The 19,366-nt window shown below is 65.7% G+C and carries 15 protein-coding genes; 7 read left to right on the forward strand and 8 right to left on the reverse strand.

All coding sequences use genetic code 11. The features are described from left to right. The first annotated feature begins 154 nt into the window (after positions 1 to 154). Both HNP49_RS04105 and HNP49_RS04110 read left to right on the forward strand, forming a co-directional pair. Positions 155 to 3,034 carry a bifunctional diguanylate cyclase/phosphodiesterase gene (locus HNP49_RS04105; protein ID WP_184680819.1) on the forward strand — a complete coding sequence of 960 codons (2,880 nt, stop codon included), beginning with the start codon at positions 155 to 157 and terminating at the stop codon, positions 3,032 to 3,034. 48 nt (positions 3,035 to 3,082) lie between these two features. Continuing rightward, positions 3,083 to 3,754 carry a hypothetical protein gene (locus HNP49_RS04110; protein ID WP_184680821.1) on the forward strand — a complete coding sequence of 224 codons (672 nt, stop codon included), beginning with the start codon at positions 3,083 to 3,085 and terminating at the stop codon, positions 3,752 to 3,754. A 3-nt stretch (positions 3,755 to 3,757) separates the two neighbouring features. Here the strand turns inward: HNP49_RS04110 and HNP49_RS04115 are convergent, their stop codons facing one another. The 4 genes from HNP49_RS04115 to yegQ all read right to left on the reverse strand — a co-directional run bounded on the left by HNP49_RS04115 (position 3,758) and on the right by yegQ (position 8,940). Then, the gene (locus tag HNP49_RS04115) at positions 3,758 to 3,973 is read right to left on the reverse strand and encodes a DUF1127 domain-containing protein (RefSeq protein ID WP_184680823.1); all 216 of its coding nucleotides are present in this window, start codon (positions 3,971 to 3,973) and stop codon (positions 3,758 to 3,760) included. Between the two features lie 172 nt (positions 3,974 to 4,145). Further along, entirely contained in the window at positions 4,146 to 5,600 is a 1,455-nt protein-coding gene (locus HNP49_RS04120) for a DUF3336 domain-containing protein (RefSeq protein ID WP_184680826.1), read from the reverse strand. A gap of 42 nt (positions 5,601 to 5,642) precedes the next feature. Next, on the reverse strand, positions 5,643 to 7,190 hold the full coding sequence (locus HNP49_RS04125; protein WP_184680828.1) for a wax ester/triacylglycerol synthase family O-acyltransferase: 1,548 nt from the start codon (positions 7,188 to 7,190) through the stop codon (positions 5,643 to 5,645). A 388-nt stretch (positions 7,191 to 7,578) separates the two neighbouring features. Beyond that, positions 7,579 to 8,940, reverse strand: a complete 1,362-nt coding sequence (yegQ, locus tag HNP49_RS04130) for a tRNA 5-hydroxyuridine modification protein YegQ (RefSeq protein WP_184680830.1) — start codon at positions 8,938 to 8,940, stop codon at positions 7,579 to 7,581. A gap of 130 nt (positions 8,941 to 9,070) precedes the next feature. Here yegQ and HNP49_RS04135 point away from each other — a divergent pair, with 130 nt between their 5' ends. Then, positions 9,071 to 10,060: an MBL fold metallo-hydrolase gene (locus tag HNP49_RS04135; protein ID WP_184680832.1), complete on the forward strand. Its 990-nt coding sequence runs from the start codon at positions 9,071 to 9,073 to the stop codon at positions 10,058 to 10,060. 62 nt (positions 10,061 to 10,122) lie between these two features. Next, positions 10,123 to 11,385 (forward strand): MFS transporter, encoded by a 1,263-nt coding sequence (locus tag HNP49_RS04140; RefSeq protein ID WP_184680834.1) that lies wholly within the window; start codon positions 10,123 to 10,125, stop codon positions 11,383 to 11,385. Positions 11,386 to 11,471: 86 nt separating this feature from the next. Here HNP49_RS04140 and HNP49_RS04145 read toward each other — a convergent pair whose 3' ends face one another. From HNP49_RS04145 to HNP49_RS04160, 4 genes are all read right to left on the reverse strand, one after another. Beyond that, a complete protein-coding gene (locus tag HNP49_RS04145) occupies positions 11,472 to 12,164 on the reverse strand; it encodes a sensor histidine kinase KdpD (RefSeq protein ID WP_184680836.1) in 693 nt (230 codons plus the stop codon). After that, positions 12,161 to 13,765, reverse strand: coding sequence for a tetratricopeptide repeat-containing response regulator (locus HNP49_RS04150; protein WP_184680838.1), 1,605 nt, complete (start codon positions 13,763 to 13,765; stop codon positions 12,161 to 12,163). Before HNP49_RS04150 ends, HNP49_RS04145 begins: the two co-directional genes overlap by 4 nt. Positions 13,766 to 13,838: 73 nt before the next feature. Beyond that, a complete protein-coding gene (locus HNP49_RS04155; protein ID WP_184680840.1) occupies positions 13,839 to 14,501 on the reverse strand; it encodes a GntR family transcriptional regulator in 663 nt (220 codons plus the stop codon). 205 nt (positions 14,502 to 14,706) lie between these two features. After that, positions 14,707 to 15,486 carry an SDR family NAD(P)-dependent oxidoreductase gene (locus HNP49_RS04160; RefSeq protein ID WP_184680842.1) on the reverse strand — a complete coding sequence of 260 codons (780 nt, stop codon included), beginning with the start codon at positions 15,484 to 15,486 and terminating at the stop codon, positions 14,707 to 14,709. Positions 15,487 to 15,609: 123 nt separating this feature from the next. On the opposite strand from HNP49_RS04160, the gene HNP49_RS04165 reads away from it, so the two are divergent. The 3 genes from HNP49_RS04165 (at position 15,610) to HNP49_RS04175 (ending at position 19,340) form a co-directional block, all read left to right on the forward strand. Then, positions 15,610 to 17,001 (forward strand): aspartate aminotransferase family protein, encoded by a 1,392-nt coding sequence (locus HNP49_RS04165; RefSeq protein ID WP_184680844.1) that lies wholly within the window; start codon positions 15,610 to 15,612, stop codon positions 16,999 to 17,001. 61 nt (positions 17,002 to 17,062) lie between these two features. Further along, positions 17,063 to 18,430, forward strand: coding sequence for a glutamine synthetase family protein (locus HNP49_RS04170; protein ID WP_184680846.1), 1,368 nt, complete (start codon positions 17,063 to 17,065; stop codon positions 18,428 to 18,430). Positions 18,431 to 18,584: 154 nt separating this feature from the next. Beyond that, the gene (locus HNP49_RS04175; RefSeq protein WP_184680848.1) at positions 18,585 to 19,340 is read left to right on the forward strand and encodes an SDR family NAD(P)-dependent oxidoreductase; all 756 of its coding nucleotides are present in this window, start codon (positions 18,585 to 18,587) and stop codon (positions 19,338 to 19,340) included. Positions 19,341 to 19,366: the final 26 nt, after the last annotated feature.

Here is a 19,366-nt window from a genome sequence, read left to right on the forward strand (position 1 = left end):
AACTGCAGCTGGTCGGCTGAGTAAAACAATCAGGCTTTAGCCCATCAAAAGATGGGTGATCGCTTGTCACGGGGTGGACTTAATTCTTTGGCAACGCGTCTAGCTCGGGTATTCTCCGTCGACGCTCTAGGCAACCACTATAAGAATACCGCCTATGTCTGCCACACCCAGCGCTGCAGTCACTGCGCCCAATCCGCTTGAAACCCAAGCGGTGCGTGAGCATTTCGCCACCGATCTCGCCCTTGAGCGCACCCGCCTGCTCTACCAGGGCTCACAGATTCCCACCCTGTTCATGCTGCTCAACGGCCTGGCCTGTTCCTGGCTGCTGTGGAATTCAGCCGACGCCTGGCTGCTCGGCGGCTGGCTGCTGTGGCTGGTGCTGCTGGCCGTGCTGCGCCTGGTACAGGTGGCCTCGTTCAAGGACGCGCTGCCTTCGCAGCAGGCCGCACCGCACTGGCGCCGCAACTTCCACCTGGGCGCCATGGTATCCGGGGCCACCCTGGCCTTCGCCGTGATCATGCTGGTGCCCAGCCAGGCCTACCTGCAGCAGGCGCTGGTCTACGGACTGATCGCCGCCGCCGTGCTCTCCGCCTGCGTGGCCTATGCAGTGAGCCTGCGCGCCTTCCTGGCCTTCGCCCTGCCCTGCCTGATGCCCTCGATCGTCTACCTGCTCAACAGCGACGCCGAGCTGCTGCGTGGCTGGGGCGTGCTCAGCCTGATCCTCAGCCTGGCAGTGATTGTGGTGGCCTGGCAGATCAGCCGCCTGGTGCAGCACAGCCTGCTGCGGCGCTTCCAGAACCAGGCGCTGATCGACAACCTAGAGCACGCCCGCCAGCAGGCCGAAGGGCTGAACCTGGAGCTGGCGCGCGAAGTGGAGCAGCGCCGGCGCGCCGAACGCGGCCTGCGCCAGGCCCACGACCAGCTGGAAATGCGCGTGGCCGAGCGCACCCTGGAGCTGGATGAAACCACCCACGAACTGAGCAAGAGCGAGGCACGCCTGTCCCTCGCCCTGGAGGCCAGCCACCTGGGCCTGTGGGACTGGAACCTGGTCACTGACGAAGTCCACCACAGCAATCTGCAGGAACTGTTCGGCCTCGGCCAGGACCAGGTTCGCGCCGTGCTCACCGACCTCAAGCCGCGCCTGCACCCGGATGATACCGGCCTGCTCAAGCGCGCCCTGGTCGCCCACCTCAAGGGCGACAGCGAAGGCTATGCGGTGGAATACCGCTTCCGCCACGCCGACGGCCGCTGGATCTGGATCGAGGACCGTGGCCGCGCGGTGGAGCGTGACGCCAATGGCGCGGTGATCCGCATGATCGGCACGCGCCGCGACATCAGCCTGCGCAAGCGCCTGCAGGAACAGCAGCAACTGGCCGCCACGGTATTCGAGGCCGCCAGCGAGGGCATCGTCATCCTCGACGCCGACTACCGCTTCCTCTCGGTCAACGACGCCTTCACCCGCGTCACCGGCTACCGCCAGGACGAAGTGCTGGAGCAGAGCGTGACCACCCTGGTCAGCAGCCGCGAGGCGCGCCGCCAATACGAACTGATCCGCCAGGAGCTGGAAAACCACTCGCACTGGCAGGGCGAACTGATCGAAACACGCAAGAACGGCGAGCTATACCCACAGTGGTTGCGCCTTGACGTGGTGCGCGACTCGCGTGGGGCCATCAGCCATATCGTCGGTTTCTTCGCCGACCTTTCGGCCCGCCGCGAAGCCGAGGAGCGCCTGCGCTACCTGTCGCACTACGACGAGCTGACCGGCCTGGCCAACCGCACCCTGTTCAAGGAGCGCCTGCATGAAGCCGCCCAGCGCGTGCGCCAGAACGGGCAGAGCCTGGCCCTGCTGCACATCGACCTGGACCGCTTCAAGCTGCTCAATGACAGCCTCGGCCATGAAGTGGCCGACCAGCTGCTGCGGCAGATGAGCCGGCGTCTGACCCAGGCCATCCCCGAGGCAGACACCCTCGCGCGCCTGTCCTCCGACGAATTCGCCGTGGTGCTCGACGACTACGGCAGCCTCTCCAGCCTGGCGCGTATCGCCAGCCGCCTGCTGGCCAAGCTGCGCACGCCGATGGAAGTCGGCGGCCACGAACTGGTGATCAGTGCTTCCCTCGGTATCAGTCTGATGCCGGACAACGCCCGCGAAATCAGCGCACTGATCAGTCAGGCCAACATGGCCATGCAGCACGCCAAACATTTGGGGGGGAACACCTTCCAGTTCTTCACCGATAACCTGCAGGCCTGCACCCTGGAGCGGCTGCAACTGGAGAACCAGCTGCGCAAGGCGATCGGCGAGGGGCAACTGGAAGTGTACTACCAGCCCAAGCTGTGCCTGGCTGACGACAGCATCAATGCCGCCGAGGCGCTGGTGCGCTGGCAGCACCCACAGCTCGGCCTGGTACCACCGGCGGACTTCATCGGTCTGGCCGAGGAAACCGGACTGATCGGCGCCATCGGCGAGTTCGTGCTGCGCGAGGCCTGTCGCCAGGCGCGCGAGTGGCAGCGAGGCGGGCAGGCGGATATCCGCGTGTCGGTCAACCTGTCGATGCACCAGCTACGCCAGGGCAACCTGACCAGTCTGGTGCGTCAGGTGCTCGACGAAACCGAACTGCCGGCCCGCCTGCTGGAGCTGGAGCTGACCGAGTCGCAACTGCTGGATAACGTGGAGAACGTCATCACCACCTTCCATCAGCTGCGCACGCTGGGCGTGAAGCTGTCGATCGACGACTTCGGCACCGGCTACTCCTCGCTCAGCTACCTCAAGCGCTTCCCGGTGGACTACGTGAAGATCGACCAGTCGTTCATCCGCGACCTGTCGGTGGGCAGCGAAGACGCCGCGATTACCCGGGCGATCATCGCCATGGCCCATAGCCTGGAACTGCAGGTGGTGGCCGAGGGTGTGGAAACCGAAGCGCAGCTGGAGTACCTGAAAAGCCAGCGCTGCGACGAGGTGCAGGGATACCTGATCAGTCCTGCGGTGACCGCCACCGCCTTCGCCAAGCTTCTTGAGGAGCAGGTGGCGGTGCTGTAGCGGCGATACCTGACGGACTGCTCGTTCATTGCGATTGAGGAGTGCGTCATGTCCAAACCGCCAGCGTTGCCGCTGCGTCTGAAACTTGTCCTGGCTTCCCAGGGCATGGCCCCGCTGGCGGTCAAGGCCGCCGTGGTGCAGCAACTGGGTGCGCAGAACGCCGCCCTGCTCGCCCCGCACATGCCGCCGGGGCAACTCAAGGACCTGGTGCCGGAGCTGCCCAGCGCCTTTGTCGCCCAGGTCATCAGCCACCTGCAACCGGCCTGGATTCTCGATACCTACCTGGCCTTGCCGGACAGCCTGCACCTGGCCGTGGCCCGCGAGCTGTGCATCCAGCACCTCTACCAGACGGCCGCCCAGTTCGCCGAATGCCTGCCACCGGCGCGACTGCGCAACCTGATCTTCGGCCTGGAACCCGACCATGTGCTGCAGATCGCCCGCCATATCACCAACCTGCCACTGATCATCGAAAGCCTGCGCACCTTCTCCGCGGCCTTCCTCAGCAAGCTGGCCGATGCCGCCGTGCGCGACAACAACCCGGAGATTTCCCAGCAGGTGCTGGCCGGCCTCACCGTGCAGCGCCAGGCCGAAGTCTGCGCCGCGCTCAAGCCCACCACCCTCAAGGCCGTACTGCCGGGCCTGCTGGCGCAGAGCGGCGAAGCCCTGCGCGAACGCCTGCCAGAAAGACTGCAGCTGCAGTTTGCCGCCGAAGAAGTCTGAGTCTCAGTCGCGCCAGAAGGGCTTGCGCAACTCCTCCGCACGCGCGGCCAGGTCGATGCCGGCATCGCCCAGCAGGCGAGGATCGAGCTGGGCCAGTTGGCGGCGGGTGCGGATGTTCTGCTGCCAGTGCAGCAGACGGGCCAGCAGGCGCAGCGGCCAGCCGGGGCTAAGCAGGGACGGGCGGCTGGCTGGCAGGGTGTGCGGCAGGCTGCGCGACATGGCGATCTCCTTGCGCGAAAGCGCGGGCTATGGAGTGCCATGATCGGGCCGCGGCGAGCGACGCGGCAGAGACAGCCGACTGAAACAGTAGCGCAGCAGTCGCCACGAATAAGCCACTGTACTGCCCGAGTCAGCCACCAACTGTTTTCCCGGGAGCGCAGAGCGACCCGCGCTACTGCTCCCAGCCCCTGCGCTGGAGGATTTCGTCCAGCGTTCGGCTGATGGCCGTACAGTTGCGCACCATCTCGATCCGCTCCCAGGTGGCCAGCTCGCCCTCACGGATCAACCGCAGCATGACCTGCCGCGATGGCGGGGCAAGCAGGCGCAGCGGATGGCTCCAGCGGTTGCGCAGGAAGATGTTGATGTCGGCGGTGTAGTCCTGCGCCAGCACGCCGTAACTCAGGTGCTGGATCAGGTTCAGCGCCGGTGACTTGAAGCGCAGGGTATCGCGGCTGATCTTGAGCATCTCGGTGGTGACGTTTTTGACGATCCGGCTCTGGTAGTTGAACGCCTGGCGCAGCACATTGCCCGGCGCATCCGGATCAGGGGTGATGGCCAGTGCCGCCGGGTTGGTCATGCTGGCGATGAAGTGATTGACCCCGTACAGGCGAGTCAGGCGCTTGGCAGGCAGGTCGTCGACGAAGGAGCCGTCGATCCAGCGCAGATCCGGCAGGTAGGGCACGGCTTCACCCTTGGCATTGCGGCACTGCAGGGTCACCGGCGGGTAGATGCCATAGATCGCACAGGAGGCCATGACCGCCGGACGGATCAGCACATTAGGCGAGGTGATGGCGTTGAGCAGGCGCGGCGCCTGCTCCGGCGCCAAACCGGTGACCGTGATGTTGAGCTTGCGCCCGGTCAGCGCGTAGGCCTCCTGAAAGGTCAGATCGGGAATGATCTTCTCCAGATAGGCGCGCAGGTTGCTGGCGTCCATCGGCTGGTTGCGGCTGACAAAAGGCGACAGCCGTGGCCGGATCGACGAGGTCTGCTCGACCTCATGGTGCAGATTGTCGATGCTCAGGCGCTGCGACAGCTCCTCGTCGGTGTGGGTGCAGGCAGTGGCGGCGATGATCGAGCCAGCGCTGGAGCCGGAGATGATGTCCGGCAACAACCCCTGTTCGAAGAGGGCCTTGACCACGCCGGCATGGAAGAAACCGAGCACGGCGCCGCCACTGAGCATCAGGGCCGAGCGTCCGAAGCAGTGACCGGCACGGATGAAGAAATCCTCCTTCTCCTGCAGCGAAATGATCGACTCGTCGACTTCGTCGATATCGTGCAGAGCCCCACAAACCTCGCGGACGAACTGGTGGATGAGGTTCTTGGTGCCCAGCTTGGCCTTGTTGTACAGGGCCGGTTTGCCCATGCCGCCGACATTGCCGTGAATGCCCTCGTTGAGGGTGAAGAGCAGCTGTTGGTAATCCTGGCGAAAGCGCAGGTCGCGGATCAGATCCAGACGCTGGCGAATCGATCGGTAGTCGTAGCTCTTCGAGGCATCCGCGCTCTTCCAGTCGCCCAGGCCATTTTCCTGGTCGTAGGCCGCAGCCTGTTCCGACCATTCGCCGTAGCTTTGCGCGGCATCCATCTTCTTGAGCAACTGCCGGGATTGCAGGCGTGCCAATACCATCATTAGTACCTCCGCTGTTCCGCCCTGGGGCTGAGCCCCGTGTGTTCAGCCGCGTTCAGCCGCGGCCTGTTCTGACGCACCCTTGCGGCTGCGCCGGAGCGCCACCGCTGCAGGGCCGGCCTCGGCCTGATCGGCTGAGGCAGCGGCCGCGCGCTGCTCGGCAAGCCGGGCCTCATGCTGCGTCGCCAGCGCCAGGTACTGCTCGGTAGAGGCCTCGATGCAGGCGATGTAGTGATCCATGTCGGGCATCACGCTGCGGTCGGCCAGCACGCCTAGGTTGAGGTTGTCGTAGATGCCGGTGATGCCATGGCTGATGGCCATGCCGTCGGCCACCGGCACCACCGGAAAGACCGAAAGAATGGGCGCGCCGGCAAAGTAGCGCGGCACCATGCCGGGGATGCCGGGCACGTTGGTGATGATGGTGTTGATCAGCGGAATCTTGCTGTAGAAGCGCGTCTTGGTCTGCACCCAGGTCGCCAGCGAGCGCAGGTAGGGTGGGAACAGCTCGCCGGCGGAGTTACTCAGGCCGTAGAGCACTTCCTTGGCCAGCGGGATGCCGCGCAGGGTGCGTCGGTGAACGGCCTCCAGACGGGTGACAGGGTCTTCGATGTCGGTGCCGATGGCTATGTACATGGCCGAGATCAGGTTACCGCCATCCTTGCGCGCCTCTTCCGCACGCAGTGACACCGGGCACAGGGACACCAGCGAGCCATCGGCCGGCAGCTTGCCATGGCTGATCAGGTAGCGGCGCAGCCCGCCGGCGATGATGCTGATGATGATGTCGTTGAGCGAAACGTCCCTGTGCAGCTGGCGGATGCGCTTGAGATCCTTGAGCGGCCAGACGTGCCCGCCATAGGCGCGGTGCGGCGTGACGGCCGCGTTGAAGATGCTCTGCGGCACGCGCCTCTGCTCGGGGCGGGAGTCGCCACGCATGTGGGCGAGCAGTTGCGCCCCCTTCCGGGCCACGTTGACGCCGGCCTTCAGGCTGCGCAGCGACTGATTGAACAGGCGCGGCGTGGTCCGCGCCCACATTTCCAGCGGCGTGGGCGTGCGCTCGACGTACTCGACGTTGCTGCGCTTGCCGAACTCGTGCTGCGGGGTGTCCTCCATCAGCGCGGTACTCAGTTCGAGAGCGGACTTGCCGTCGGCATAGGCATGGTGGAAACGGATGAGCACAGCGAAGCTGTTCTGCGGGATGCCCTTGACGTTGTTCAGCCCCTCGATGATGTAGATCTCCCAGGGCGCCCGATCCATGTCCAGGGTCCGCGACATGGTGCGCGCGGTGAAGATGCACAACTGGCGCCAGTCTCCCGGTTGCGGCAGGCCGACATGGCGCACGTGGTATTCGAGGTCGAAGCTTTCGTCCTCCAGCCAGTAGGGATCGTCCAGGCGCAGCGGGGCCTGCGCCAGGCGGCGGCGGAACATCGGCGTGGTGTTCAGGCGGTCACCGATGTACTGAAGGATTTCCTTGTGACGGACAATGCCGTTGGGCGCGGCATTCTGGTCACACAGCCAGAGGCTGCCGATGACCATCGGCTGGTTGGGCGTCTCGAAATAGAAGAAGTGCGAGTCCATCGGCGAAAGCTGTTTCATCTGGATTCCTTCCTGCTTGCCCTGGCTGAATGAGAAAACATACCCCGGAGGTCGCGCGTGGCCCGCGCCATCGGCACCGCCGCGCGCCATTGGCCATGCGCTGGCGGGCTCACCTGGGCGGGCTGGATTCTTGTTATGGGAGCGGGCACTCGGGGCGTGCGGTCAGGTTCGAGCCTAATCGACGCAACCGGGCCCGTCAGCGGCAAGGCGCGTAAATACGCATTTCGAGCGAGGCGGGTATGACGGCAACCGGCAAGTACTACTACTCGCCGCACGCATCAGCGCGCCCGGTGCCTGCACAGGGAACAACGGGAAGGGCAGCTAGGGTCTGTTGCCGTTTCGGCGCAAACCCTAGGGGCGCAGCGCGCCCCGGCGCTGAAACGCAGCTTCAGCCGCGGGTGGTGCTGCCGTTGTCCAGATGGCGCATCAGCAGGGCGTAGTTCAGATCGATGTCCTCTGGCAGCGGCAGGTAGAGGGTGTGGCCATCGCCCGGCGCCAGGTCGGTACGCTCGCCGTTGCCCTTCTCCATGGCATCAAGGGTGAAATGCACGTTGCCCTGCGGGGTCATCAGTTCCAGGCGGTCGCCCACGGCGAAGCGGTTCTTCACCTTGACCTCGGCCAGGGCGCCGCGACGCTCACCGGTCAGCTCGCCGACGAACTGCTGGCGCTCGGAGACGGAGTTGCCGCGCTCATAATTCTGGTACTCGTCGTGCACGTGACGGCGCAGGAAGCCCTCGGTGTAGCCACGGTGAGCCAGGGATTCGAGGGTGTCCATCAGGCTCATGTCGAACGGCCGGCCGGCCACCGCATCATCGATGGCCTTGCGGTACACCTGTGCGGTGCGCGCACAGTAGTAGTGGCTCTTGGTGCGGCCCTCGATCTTCAGCGAGTGCACGCCCATCTGCACCAGGCGCTCGACGTGCTGTACGGCACGCAGGTCCTTGGAGTTCATGATGTAGGTGCCGTGCTCGTCCTCGTAGGCGGACATGTACTCGCCCGGACGGCTGCTGTCCTCGAGGAGGAACACTTCCTTGGTCGGCGCGCCCACGCCCAGGGTCGGCTCGGCCGCCTGCACGGCAATCGGCTCGTAGACATGCACGATGTCGCCGACTTCGTTTTCCTTGGCCTCGTGGGTCTTGTATTCCCAGCGGCAGGCGTTGGTGCAGGTGCCCTGGTTGGGGTCGCGCTTGTTGATGTAGCCCGACAGCAGACAGCGGCCGGAATAGGCCATGCACAGCGCGCCGTGGACGAACACCTCCAGCTCCATGCCCGGCACCTTTTCGCGGATCTCGCCGATCTCTTCCAGCGACAGTTCGCGCGAAAGAATGGCGCGGGTCAGGCCCTGGCGGCGCCAGAACTCGACGCTGGCCCAGTTCACCGCGTTGGCCTGCACTGACAGGTGGATGTGCATGTGCGGGAAGTGCTCGCGCACCATCATGATCAGCCCCGGGTCGGACATGATCAGCGCATCCGGCCCCATCGCCACCACCGGCTCCAGATCCTTGATGAAGGTCTTCAGCTTGGCGTTGTGCGGAGCGATGTTGACCACCACGTAGAACTGCTTGCCCTGGGCATGCGCCTCGTTGATCCCCAGCGCCAGGTTGGCGTGGTCGAACTCGTTGTTGCGCACCCGCAGACTGTAGCGCGGCTGACCGGCATACACCGCGTCAGCGCCATAGGCGAAGGCATAGCGCATGTTGCGCAGGGTGCCGGCAGGGGAAAGCAATTCGGGTTTGAACGGGGCGGACATGCTGGTTACTCGGTTGACGCTCGGAAGGTGGGCGATTTTACGGCAATTGCGCGCCAACCGCAGGTTCGGCGACGGACGTGGACTATTCCAGTAGCGTAGTCCTCTGCCCTCTTTCCAAGGAATGCTCCTCATGCTGCGTGGAATGCTGCTGTCCCTGCTGATCGCCCTTGCCGGCTGTGCACAAAATCCGGCCGGCCTGCCGCTGTGGCAGGAGCGCCAGGTTGCCCCGCCGAGCCTGCAGTACCTCGGGGTGGGCGGCTATCTGCTGCGCTGGCAGGACGAAGCCCTGCTGTTTGCTCCCTCGTTCAGCAACCCCGCCACCCTGGGCCAGCCGCCGCTGGTGGTACAGGCCGACAACGCCAAGATCGACGAACTGATGCCCAAAGCCGATGACGTCAGCATGCTGCTGGTCGGCCATGCCCACTACGACCACTTGATGGACGTGCCGCGCATCCTCGAAAAACATGCGCCCAAAGCCAAGGTATATGGCTCCAAGACCATGGGCCACATCATGGCGGCCGTGCTGCCACGCGAGCGCATTGTCGATGCCGAGCGCGTGATGGCCGATGGCGCCAAGCCCGGCCAGTGGTTCTATTCCCCGGAGAAGCGCATCCGCGCCATGCCGATCAAGAGCATGCATGCGCCGCACATCTTCGGCATCAAGTTCCTCGGCGGCAGCTATGACCAGGACCTGACCGCACTGCCCAAGTCGGTGTGGGCATGGAAGGAGGGCCAGACGCTGTCCTGGCTGGTCGACCTGCTCGATGAACAGGGCCGTCCGGTCTATCGCCTGCACTATCAGGATTCGGCCAGCACCCCACCGCAGGGCCTGCCACCACAACTGGATGACACCAAGGCGGTGGACGTGGCCATCCTCTGCGTCGGCTCCTGGCAGCAGGTGCCGGCCTACCCGGATGTGTTGCTCAAGCGCCTGCAGCCGCGCCTGGCCATTCTGGGCCACTGGGAAGACTTCTTCGGCAACGACCCGCGCCAGCCCCAGGGCCTGCGCCTGCAGGACATCCAGGGCATGGTACGGACCACCCGCGCCAATCTGCCGGCCGATGGCGAGCTGAAGCTGCCTGTGCCATTCGCCCAGATTGCCCTGCCCGCACCACGCTGAACCGTCTTGCCCGTGGCGATGGCGCCGGCTACTGTCGCGCCATCGCCACGGACGAGCCCGCCATGCCCAACGCCGCACGCCCCGCCAACGCCACCCTGATCCTGCTGGCTGCGCTGTACTGCGCCCAGGGCCTGCCTTCCGGGCTGATCGCCCATTCGCTGCCCAGCCTGCTGCGCCAGCAGGGCGTCGACCTGGCCTGGATCGGCCTGCTCAAGCTGCTCGCCCTGCCCTGGCTGCTCAAGGTGCTGTGGGCGCCCTGGGTCGACCGCATGGCCTCGCCCCGTCTCGGTCATCACCGTGGCTGGATCCTGCCATTGCAGGGGCTGGTGGTGCTGTGTCTGGCCGGCCTGGCCCTGCTTGATCCGGACCGGCTGTTCAGCAGCCAGTTCGTGCTGCTGATCGGCGTGCTGCTGGTGGTGAACCTTGCCGCCGCCACTCAGGACGTCGCCACCGACGGTCTCACCGTGCGCCTGCTGCCCGAACGCTGGCGCGGCCTGGGCAACAGCCTGCAGGTGGGCGGCTACAAGGTCGGCATGCTGCTCAGCGGCAGCGGCCTGCTGCTGGTGGCCGACGGCCTCGGCTGGAACCTCAGCCTGGCGCTGCTGGCACTGATCCTCGCCGCCCTCACCCTGCCCATCTGGCGTTTCGACGAACGCACGCAACTGCCCTTCCAGCCAGCCCGGGCAGAGCAGGCCTTCGGCCCGCGCCTGCTGCTGGCCCACTACCGCGGCCTGCTGGCGCAGCCGGGCATGCTCGCCTGGCTGGCGGTGGTGTTGACCTTCAAGCTCGGCGATGCGCTGGGTTCGCCGATGATCAAGCCGATGCTGGTGGACCACGGCTGGAGCAATGCCGAACTCGGCCAGCTGACCCTGATCAGCAGCCTCGCCGGCATCGGCGGCGCCCTGCTCGGCGGCCTGCTCTATGCGCGTCTAGGCGCCCTGAAGTCACTGCTGCTGTTCGGCGCCCTGCAGGCCGCCGGCATCTGCAGCCTGGCCGTGCTGGCCAGCCATGGCGCCAGCGCCTGGGCGGTATACCCCCTCGCGCTGTTCGAGCAAGTGGCCGACGGCATGTCCACCGTCGCCCTGTTTGCCGTGATGATGCGCCAATGCCGTGCCGAGCACGAAGGCGCCGACTTCACCCTGCAGGCCAGCGCCCAGCTCATTCTCGCCGGCCTGGTCGGCGCCAGCAGCGGCTTGCTGGCCAAGTGGTTCGGCTATCAGAGCCTGTTTGTTGGCGCCGGGGTACTTGGAGTGATGGTGCTGGGCGTGGTGATCTACTACTTCGCTCTGGCCCAGCCGCGGCGTGAAGAACCGGCCGCGGGCTGAACAATGCACCACGTGGTGCGACGTTCAGCGAACCGTAGGTTGGGTTGAGGAGCAAAGCGACGAAGCCCAACCAAGGATGCGCAGACTCAGGGCAGGTAGATACGAAACTCGCCGCCGCCCAGCGGCCCGCCGTTGCTGATCTCGATATGCCCGCGCACGCCATTGCGCTCGTGCAGCTCGGCGATGCGCCCGGAGAAGTACAGGCCCAGGCCGGTGCTGCCGGTGCTGTGGTTGATGCCCAGGACATAGTCGGACTGTTTGGCCAGCATGGCCTCGGGGTAGCCCTCGCCGTCGTCGCAGACCGACAGCACCAGCGTGCCCTGCTCTTCCCAGGCGCGCAGCAACAGTTGCTGGCGGGCATAGCGGATCGAGTTGGTGATGATGTTGGCCACCACCGAGCCGATCAGGTTGTGGTCGAACACACCCATCAGGCCGAACTCCTCGACCTCACAACGCGCCTCGATGTGCCTACTCTGCAGGACCTCGAAATGCCGGGCGATCTGTTCCTCGAGAAAGTCCTCGACCTCCAGGTAGGCCGGCTGCAGCGGCAGCTGGTTGACCCCCAGTTTGTACAGGCCAAGCAGCTGCACCAGCATGCCGTTGAGGCGGGCGAACTCGTATTCGATGACGCCGTGCTCACGGGTGTGCAGCAGGGCCTCGGGCATCTGGCGGATCCACTGGTTGTGGGTCTGGGTCAGCATGGCCAGGGAGTTCTTCATGTCGTGCACGGTGGAGGCGATCACCGTGGAGAAATCCAGCCCCTCGCGTGACTCGCTCATGCACCGAACGCCCGCTGACGCAGTTGCTGGTAGCGTTCCTGGCGCGGGTCCGTATCGGGGATCATGCGCACCGCATCCAGGCAGGCACGGCACTCGCCCAGCAATGCCTCGCTGCCCTGACCAGTAGCCAGACGCAGCAATGACTGGGCGGTATTGAGGGCGATACTGATGTTCTTCGGCTGCAGCAGCAGAGCCCGGCGGAACAGCGCCAGCGCCTCGTCGTGCTGGCCCTGCTGGTAGCAGCGCACGCCCTGGCGGTTGAGTTCCACCGCCTCCTTGCCGCCGCCGAGAATGGCCGGATCGCTGGTTTGCCCGGCCACCTTCTGCAGCACCGCCGGGTCGTCACCGTAGATTTCCACGCAGTTCTTCAGCAGCTCGTCGCCGGCGCCCGGCTGACCCAGGTCACGCAGCTGACCGGCCACCTGCAGGGCCACCTCGGCGGAGAAAAACTGTGGCAGGTCGGTCATGCGCGCCATGGCCTCCTCGGTGAGCTTTTTCGCCTGCGCCGCATCACCGGACTTCACCAGGCTCTGGGCATGAGCCAGGCGCGCGCGTACCTGCACCGCCGGGTTGTCGCTGTAGGTCTTTTCCAGCTCGCCGAGGGTCTGGCCGATCTCCTGCTGCACGCGTTTGTCCAGGCTGCCGTCACCCGCCTGGGCGGTCAGCGCCTGGCTGAGGCCGAGGTAATTCTCCGGGTTCTTGAAGCGCGAGGTGCGGCCCTGTTCGACGGCATGCCGGTAGGCCTTGGAGGCCACCTCGAAGTCTTCGTTGGCCATGGCCAGCTTGCCCAGGTGCATCTGTCGGCGAATGGCCAGTGGCGACAGCTTGATCGCCTCTTCCAGCAGGTGCTGCGCCTTCTTTTCCTCGCCCAGTGCCTCCAGTACGGCGGCCAGGCCATCGTACAGACCGGGCAGCATGGCGAACTGTTGCAGGCCCTTTTCATACACCTCGCGGGCACGCTGCAGCTGGTTGCGGCTGTGCAGCAGGCTGCCCAGGGCCATGTAGGCCCATGGCAGCGGGCGGTCGGCAAGCAGTTGGGTCAGCAGCTGTTCGAGTTCGTCGTGACGACTCAGCTCGCGCAGGGCGCCGGCCTTGTAGCGTAGGCACAGCGGGGCGTAACGCTTGTCCTGACGACTCAGCTCGTCGCAGGCAGCCAGCACGGCGGCATGCTCACCCTTGTCCAGCGCCTGCAGGATGGGCTTGAGCGCGGTCTTGCGCTCGACCAGCTTGTCCAGGCGCTGCAGCAGGCTGGCGCGGTTGAACGGCTTGGTCAGGTAGGCATCCGGCTCATGTTCGAGGGCGCTGAGCACCATGGCCTGGCTGCTCTCGGCGGTAACCATGACGAAGATGCACTGGTGGCTGATCAGCTTGCCGGCGATCAGCTCCTCCAGCACCTGCTGGCCATTCTTGCCGGAGCCCAGGTTGTAGTCGTGCAGGATGATGTCGTAGCGCTTGTTGCGGCACATCACCAGGGTGTCTTCGCCGCGGTCGGCGGTATCCACGTCCTTGGCGCCGATGTCGCGCAGCATGGCCTTGACCGAGCTGCGGAAGTCGGAGAAGTCATCGACGATGAGAAAGCGGGTACGGCTGTAATCCTGCATCGGGTAGGTCCTGGTGCAACAGGAAGAAAGTAGAACTGAGTGTAGTTTCCCGGCGCCAAACTGCCCGGTCGCCTTAGCGGGCGGGCCGTTCTCCAGCCTCCAGATCAAGCAGGTTGAGGAGGAACTTGCCGAAGTAGGACAGGTCCGCCTCGATCGCCGCGCGCGCGCCGGAAGGCTCGCCCCGCTCGATGGCGGCCAGGCAGTCTTCGTGGAAATCGTTGAGGCGCAACGACAGATCTGCCTCGGTGAACAGGCGGTTGAAGAAGGGCCCGACCTGCAGCCACAGCGCCTCAATCAGTCGCAGCAGTACGGGGTTGGCGCAGGCCTGGTAGAGGGTCAGGTGGAACTGGCTGTTGTGCGTCAGGTAGCCCTGCACGTCGCGCTGCTCCAGTGCACGTTCCATCTCGGCCACGCAATCGCGCAGGATGTCCCGCTCGCGGGGACTCAGGCGCCTGGCCCCCTCCTCGGCGGCCAGGCCTTCCAGGCTCAGACGCACCTGGAACAGTTGCTGGAAACGCTCGCGGGTCATCGCCGGCACGCGCACGGAGCGCTGCTGCTCGCCCTCCAGCGCACCCTCGGCAACCAGACGCTGCAACGCCGCGCGCACCGGCATCGGACTGGTGCCCCAGGCAGCGGCCAGGTCGCGGATCTTCAGGCGTTCGCCGGGCTTGAATGTGCCCGCCAGCAAGGCGGCACGAAGGTTCTGGTACAGCTGCTCCTGCAGGTTGTCGGCCATGGGTCAGTGCTCCCGTGGCGGAGCAGGCAGTTGGGAAAGGGTCAGCAAACAATCGCGCATGGTGCTCTCCAGATGATGGAAAAATCAGCTGAGCGATTCTGCTAGAGGCAGGCTAGGCGCGGAAGTGACCGAAAAGCGCAGCTGGCTGCAGCCAATGAGCATTTTCGGACATTGGCGCAACGACGCCTGACCGACGCAGAAACGTTCAGGGGGCTTTGTTTTCGATCAGGCAATTTCCGCCATCGACCACCAGCACTTCGCCGGTGATATAGCTGGCCTCGGGCGACGCCAGGAAAGCCACCGCAGCGGCAATTTCTTCCGGGCGACCGGCGCGGCCGATCGGCGTGTACTCGGCGGCATGGCGTTCCTCGTCGGTGCTGGAACCGGTGGCGATCCAGCCCGGCGCCACGCTGTTGACCGTGATGCCCTGCTTGGCCACCTCCAGTGCCAGGCCCATGCTCATGCCGAGCATGGCCGCCTTGGCCGCGCTGTAGGCCGACTCGCCCGGATTGCTGCCACGGGTGCCGGTGGTGGAGCTGATGTTGACGATGCGACCAAAGCCGCGCGCCTGCATGCCTGGCAGCACGGCGCGGGTCAGCAGGAAGGCGCTGGTCAGGTTGCGAGCGAGGGACAGGTTCCAGGTCATCAGGTCCATGTCCGCCAGTTCGGCGAAGGGCTCCGGACTACCCTGCATGGCCATGCCGGCGTTGTTCACCAGTACGTCGATGCGACCCCAGAGACTCTCTGCCCAGGTCGCCAGCTCGCGCACCTGGGCCTCGTCGGTGAGATCGGCCGGGCGGCCTTCCACCTCGAAGCCCTCGGCGCGCAGCTCGGCGACCCGCTCATGGATGCGTGCGCTGCTGGCGCTGATGATCAGCCGGGCACCAGCCTGGCCGAGTCGGCGGGCGATGGCCATGCCGATACCATCCGCGGCGCCTGCGCCGCTCACCAGGGCGACCCGGCCCAGCCATACTGATTGCGTCATGCCCACCTCTTTGTGATCACAAATATGAGAATAGGCTAGCCTAAAACCCTTCATCGCACACCTATTGACATAAATGTGATCACAAATGCAGGATGTGCGGAAATCCGAACGAGGTGTTCAACAATGACTGCCAGTGGTATCAGCCAAGCCGCCGTGGAAACCTTCGCCGCCCGTGAGCGTGCCCGCTTCCTCGAACGCAATCCGAAGTCCGTCGCCCTTGCCGAGCGGGCGCGCAGCTCGCTGTACGCCGGCGTGCCGATGCACTGGATGGCCGACTGGTCGACCCCCTGCCCGCTGTTCGTCGAGCGCGCCAAAGGTGCGCGCTTCTATGATGTCGACGGCCATGAGTACATCGACTTCTGCCTGGGCGACACCGGCACCATGTTCGGTCATTCGCCGGACCCGATTGCCAAGGCCATCGCCGAGCAGGCCAACAACGGCCTGACCACCATGCTGCCGGGCGAAGACGCCGTGGTCTGCGGCGAGCTGCTGGCCGCGCGCTTCGGCCTGCCGTTCTGGCAGGTCACCGCCACCGCCACCGACTCCAACCGCTACGTGCTGCGCTGGGCCCGTGCGGTCACGGGGCGCAAGACCCTGCTGGTGTTCGACGGCTGCTACCACGGCACCGTGGACGACGTGATGGTGCGCTGCCGCGACGGCGAGACCGTGCACCGCTCCGGCCTGGTCGGCCAGGCCTACGACCTGACCGAATACAGCCGCGCCATCCCGTTCAACGATGTCGAAGCGCTGGAAGCGGCGCTGGCCCAGGGCGACGTCTGCGCCCTGCTGTGCGAGCCGGCCATGACCAATATCGGCATGGTCCTGCCCGATCCCGGTTTCATGCAGAAGTGCCGCGAGCTGACCCGCAAGTACGGCAGCCTGCTGATCATCGACGAGACCCACACCATCTCCACCAATATCGGTGGCTGCACCAAGCTGTGGAACCTCGACCCGGACTTCTTCGTGGTCGGCAAGCCGATCGCCGGCGGCGTGCCCTGCGGCATCTTCGGCTGCAGCGCCGAGATGGCCGAGAAGATGCTCGCCTCGCGCAAGCAGGCTCAGGAAGACAGCCATGGCCACGGCCACAGCGGCATGGGCACCACCCTCTCGGCCAACGCCCTGGCCATGCACTGCATGCGCGCCAACCTGGAACAGGTGATGACCCAGGCCGCCTACGACCACATGCTGCCACTGGCCAAACGCCTGGCCGACGGCTTCCGTGGCCTGATCGCCAAGCACGACCTGAAGTGGTCGGTGACCGAGCTGGGCGCGCGCAGCGAATTCCAGTTCTGCCCGGTATCGCCACGCACCGGTGCCGAGGCCGAGGCCGCCTTCCACGATGAGCTGCAGATGGCCATCCACCTGTACCTGATCAACCGCGGCATCCTGATTACCCCGTTCCACAACATGACCCTGTGCTGCCCGAGCACCTCGGCCGAGGATGTGGACAAGCTGATCAGCATGCTGGACCAGGCCCTTACCGAGCTGCTGGCCATTCCCGGCGCCCGTCTCTGAACCGCCCTCACCCCTCGCCCCTCTCCAGGGGGGCGAGGGGAATAGAAGCAAGGACACCATGATGAAATTTGCCGACATTCAGGAAGCCCGCGACTTCCTCGCCGCCCACCCCGAGGTGCGCCTGATCGAGCTGATCCTGATCGACGCCAACGGCATCCCGCGCGGCAAGCTGCTGCACCGCGACGAGCTGCTGGCGATCTACGAGAACGGCCGCCCGCTGCCCAGCTCCATCCTCTCGCTGACCATCCAGGGCGAGGACGTCGAGGAAAGCGGCCTGGTCTGGGAAGTCGCCGATGCCGACTGCTGGACCTACCCGATCCCCGGCAGCCTGACCCTGCAGACCTGGCGCGCCACGCCCACCGGCCAGGTGCAGGTGAGCATGCACCCGACCCAGGGCCAGCCTGCCGCCGCCGGTGATCCGCGCCATGTGCTGGCGCGCGCCATCGAGCGCCTCAAGGCCGACGGCTACCACCCGGTGATGGCGGTGGAGCTGGAGTTCTACCTGCTGGACAAGAATCGCGATGCCAACGGCCGCCCGCAACCGGCCGTGCAGGCCAACGGCGTGCGCCCGCAGGCGCCGCAGGTGTATGGCGTGCTGGAGCTGGAGCAGCAGCAGGCCTTCCTCGACGACCTCTACAGCGCCTGCGAGGCCCAGGGTCTGCCGGTGCGCACGGCGATTTCCGAGTACGCCCCCGGCCAGCTGGAGCTGACCCTGGAGCACCGCTTCGACGCCCTGCAAGCGGTAGATGAAGGCATCCGCTACAAACGTCTGGTCAAAGGCGTGGCCAACAAGCACGGACTGATCGCCTGCTTTATGGCCAAGCCGTTCGGCGACCTGGCCGGCAGCGGCCTGCACATGCACGTCAGCCTGGCGGATGCCGAAGGCAACAACCTGATGGCCTCGGAAGACCCGCACGGCACTCCGCTGCTGCGCCATGCCATCGGCGGCATGATGGCCACGCTCAACGACGCGCTGGCGATCTTCTGCCCCAACGCCAACTCCTACCGCCGCTTCCAGGCCAACAGCTATGCGCCGCTGGCCAAGAGCTGGGGCGTGAACAACCGCACCGTGTCGTTCCGCGTGCCCGGCGGCCCGGCCAAGAGCCGCCACGTGGAGCACCGCATCTGCGGTGCAGACGCCAACCCCTACCTGGCCGCCGCGGCGATCCTGGCCGGCATCCACCATGGCATCCAGCACCAGATCGACCCGGGCGAAGCCATCGTCGGCAACGGCTACGAGCAGGCCCGCGAAACCCTGCCGACCGACTGGCTGACCGCGCTGCGCACCCTGGAGCAGTCGGCCTGGGCCAAGGAAGCCCTCGGCGAGGACTTCCTGAAGATCTTCCTGGCGATCAAGTGGGAAGAGTTCCGCCAGTTCGTCGGTGAAGTGGGTGAGCAGGATTGGCGCTGGTACCTGACCCACGCCTGAGAGGCTGCTGCGCTCAATCAGGCGTTGTTGGAGGACCACTCGAAAATGCTCATTGGCTATCAGCCAACTCCGCTTTTCGAGCGGCCCTCCGCCTAGCCTGCTCATCGCTCGCGACGCCTCTCGCCCCCACAACTCCCCCCCTCTAGGAGCTCCTATGCAACCCGTCGTACTGATCACCGGCGCCGCCGGCGGCCTGGGCCGCGCCCTGGCGCAGCGTTTTCACCAGGGCAACTGGCGCGTCGTGGTCACCGACCAGAACGCCTCCGGCCTGTCCCAGCTGGGCCACGAAATGCCGCTGGCCGGCTCCATCACCGCCGACCTGCGCAGCGCCGCGGCCTGCCGTGACGTAGTCGAGCGCACGCTCGGCCGCGTCGGCCGCCTGGATGCACTGGTCAACGCCGCAGGCATCTGGCGCGAAGGCCCGGTAGATAGCTTCTCCGAGGAAGACTTCGATCTGGTCATGGCGGTCAACCTCAAGGCGCCCTTCTTCATGTGCTCGGCGGCCATCCCGCACCTGAAGGAAACCCGCGGCTGCATCGTCAATATCTCCAGCGATGCCGGCCATCAGGGCAACCAGAACGCCGCCGCCTACTGCGCCAGCAAGGGCGGCCTGACCCTGCTCGGCAAGACCCTGGCGCTGGACCTGGCGCCCCATGGCGTGCGGGTCAACACGGTGTCGCCGGGCGATATCGACACGCCCATGCTGGCCTTCCAGGCCCAGCAATATGGCAACGGCAACCCGATGGCCTACTACCGCGGCCTGCTGGACAAGTACCCGCAGGGTGACAAGGCCCGCTTCGTCCAGCCCGCCGAAGTGGCCGAGCTGGTGTACTTCCTCTGCCAGCCGGCGGCCAGCGCCATCACCGGTGCCGACCTGGCCATCGACCTGGGGCTCTCGGCCGGCAAGTAGAAGCTAGACTGCAGCTATCTCCTTGA

It is taken from the genome of Pseudomonas fluvialis, assembly GCF_014207935.1.
In the GTDB taxonomy this organism is placed as follows: Bacteria; Pseudomonadota; Gammaproteobacteria; order Pseudomonadales; family Pseudomonadaceae; genus Aquipseudomonas; species Aquipseudomonas fluvialis_A.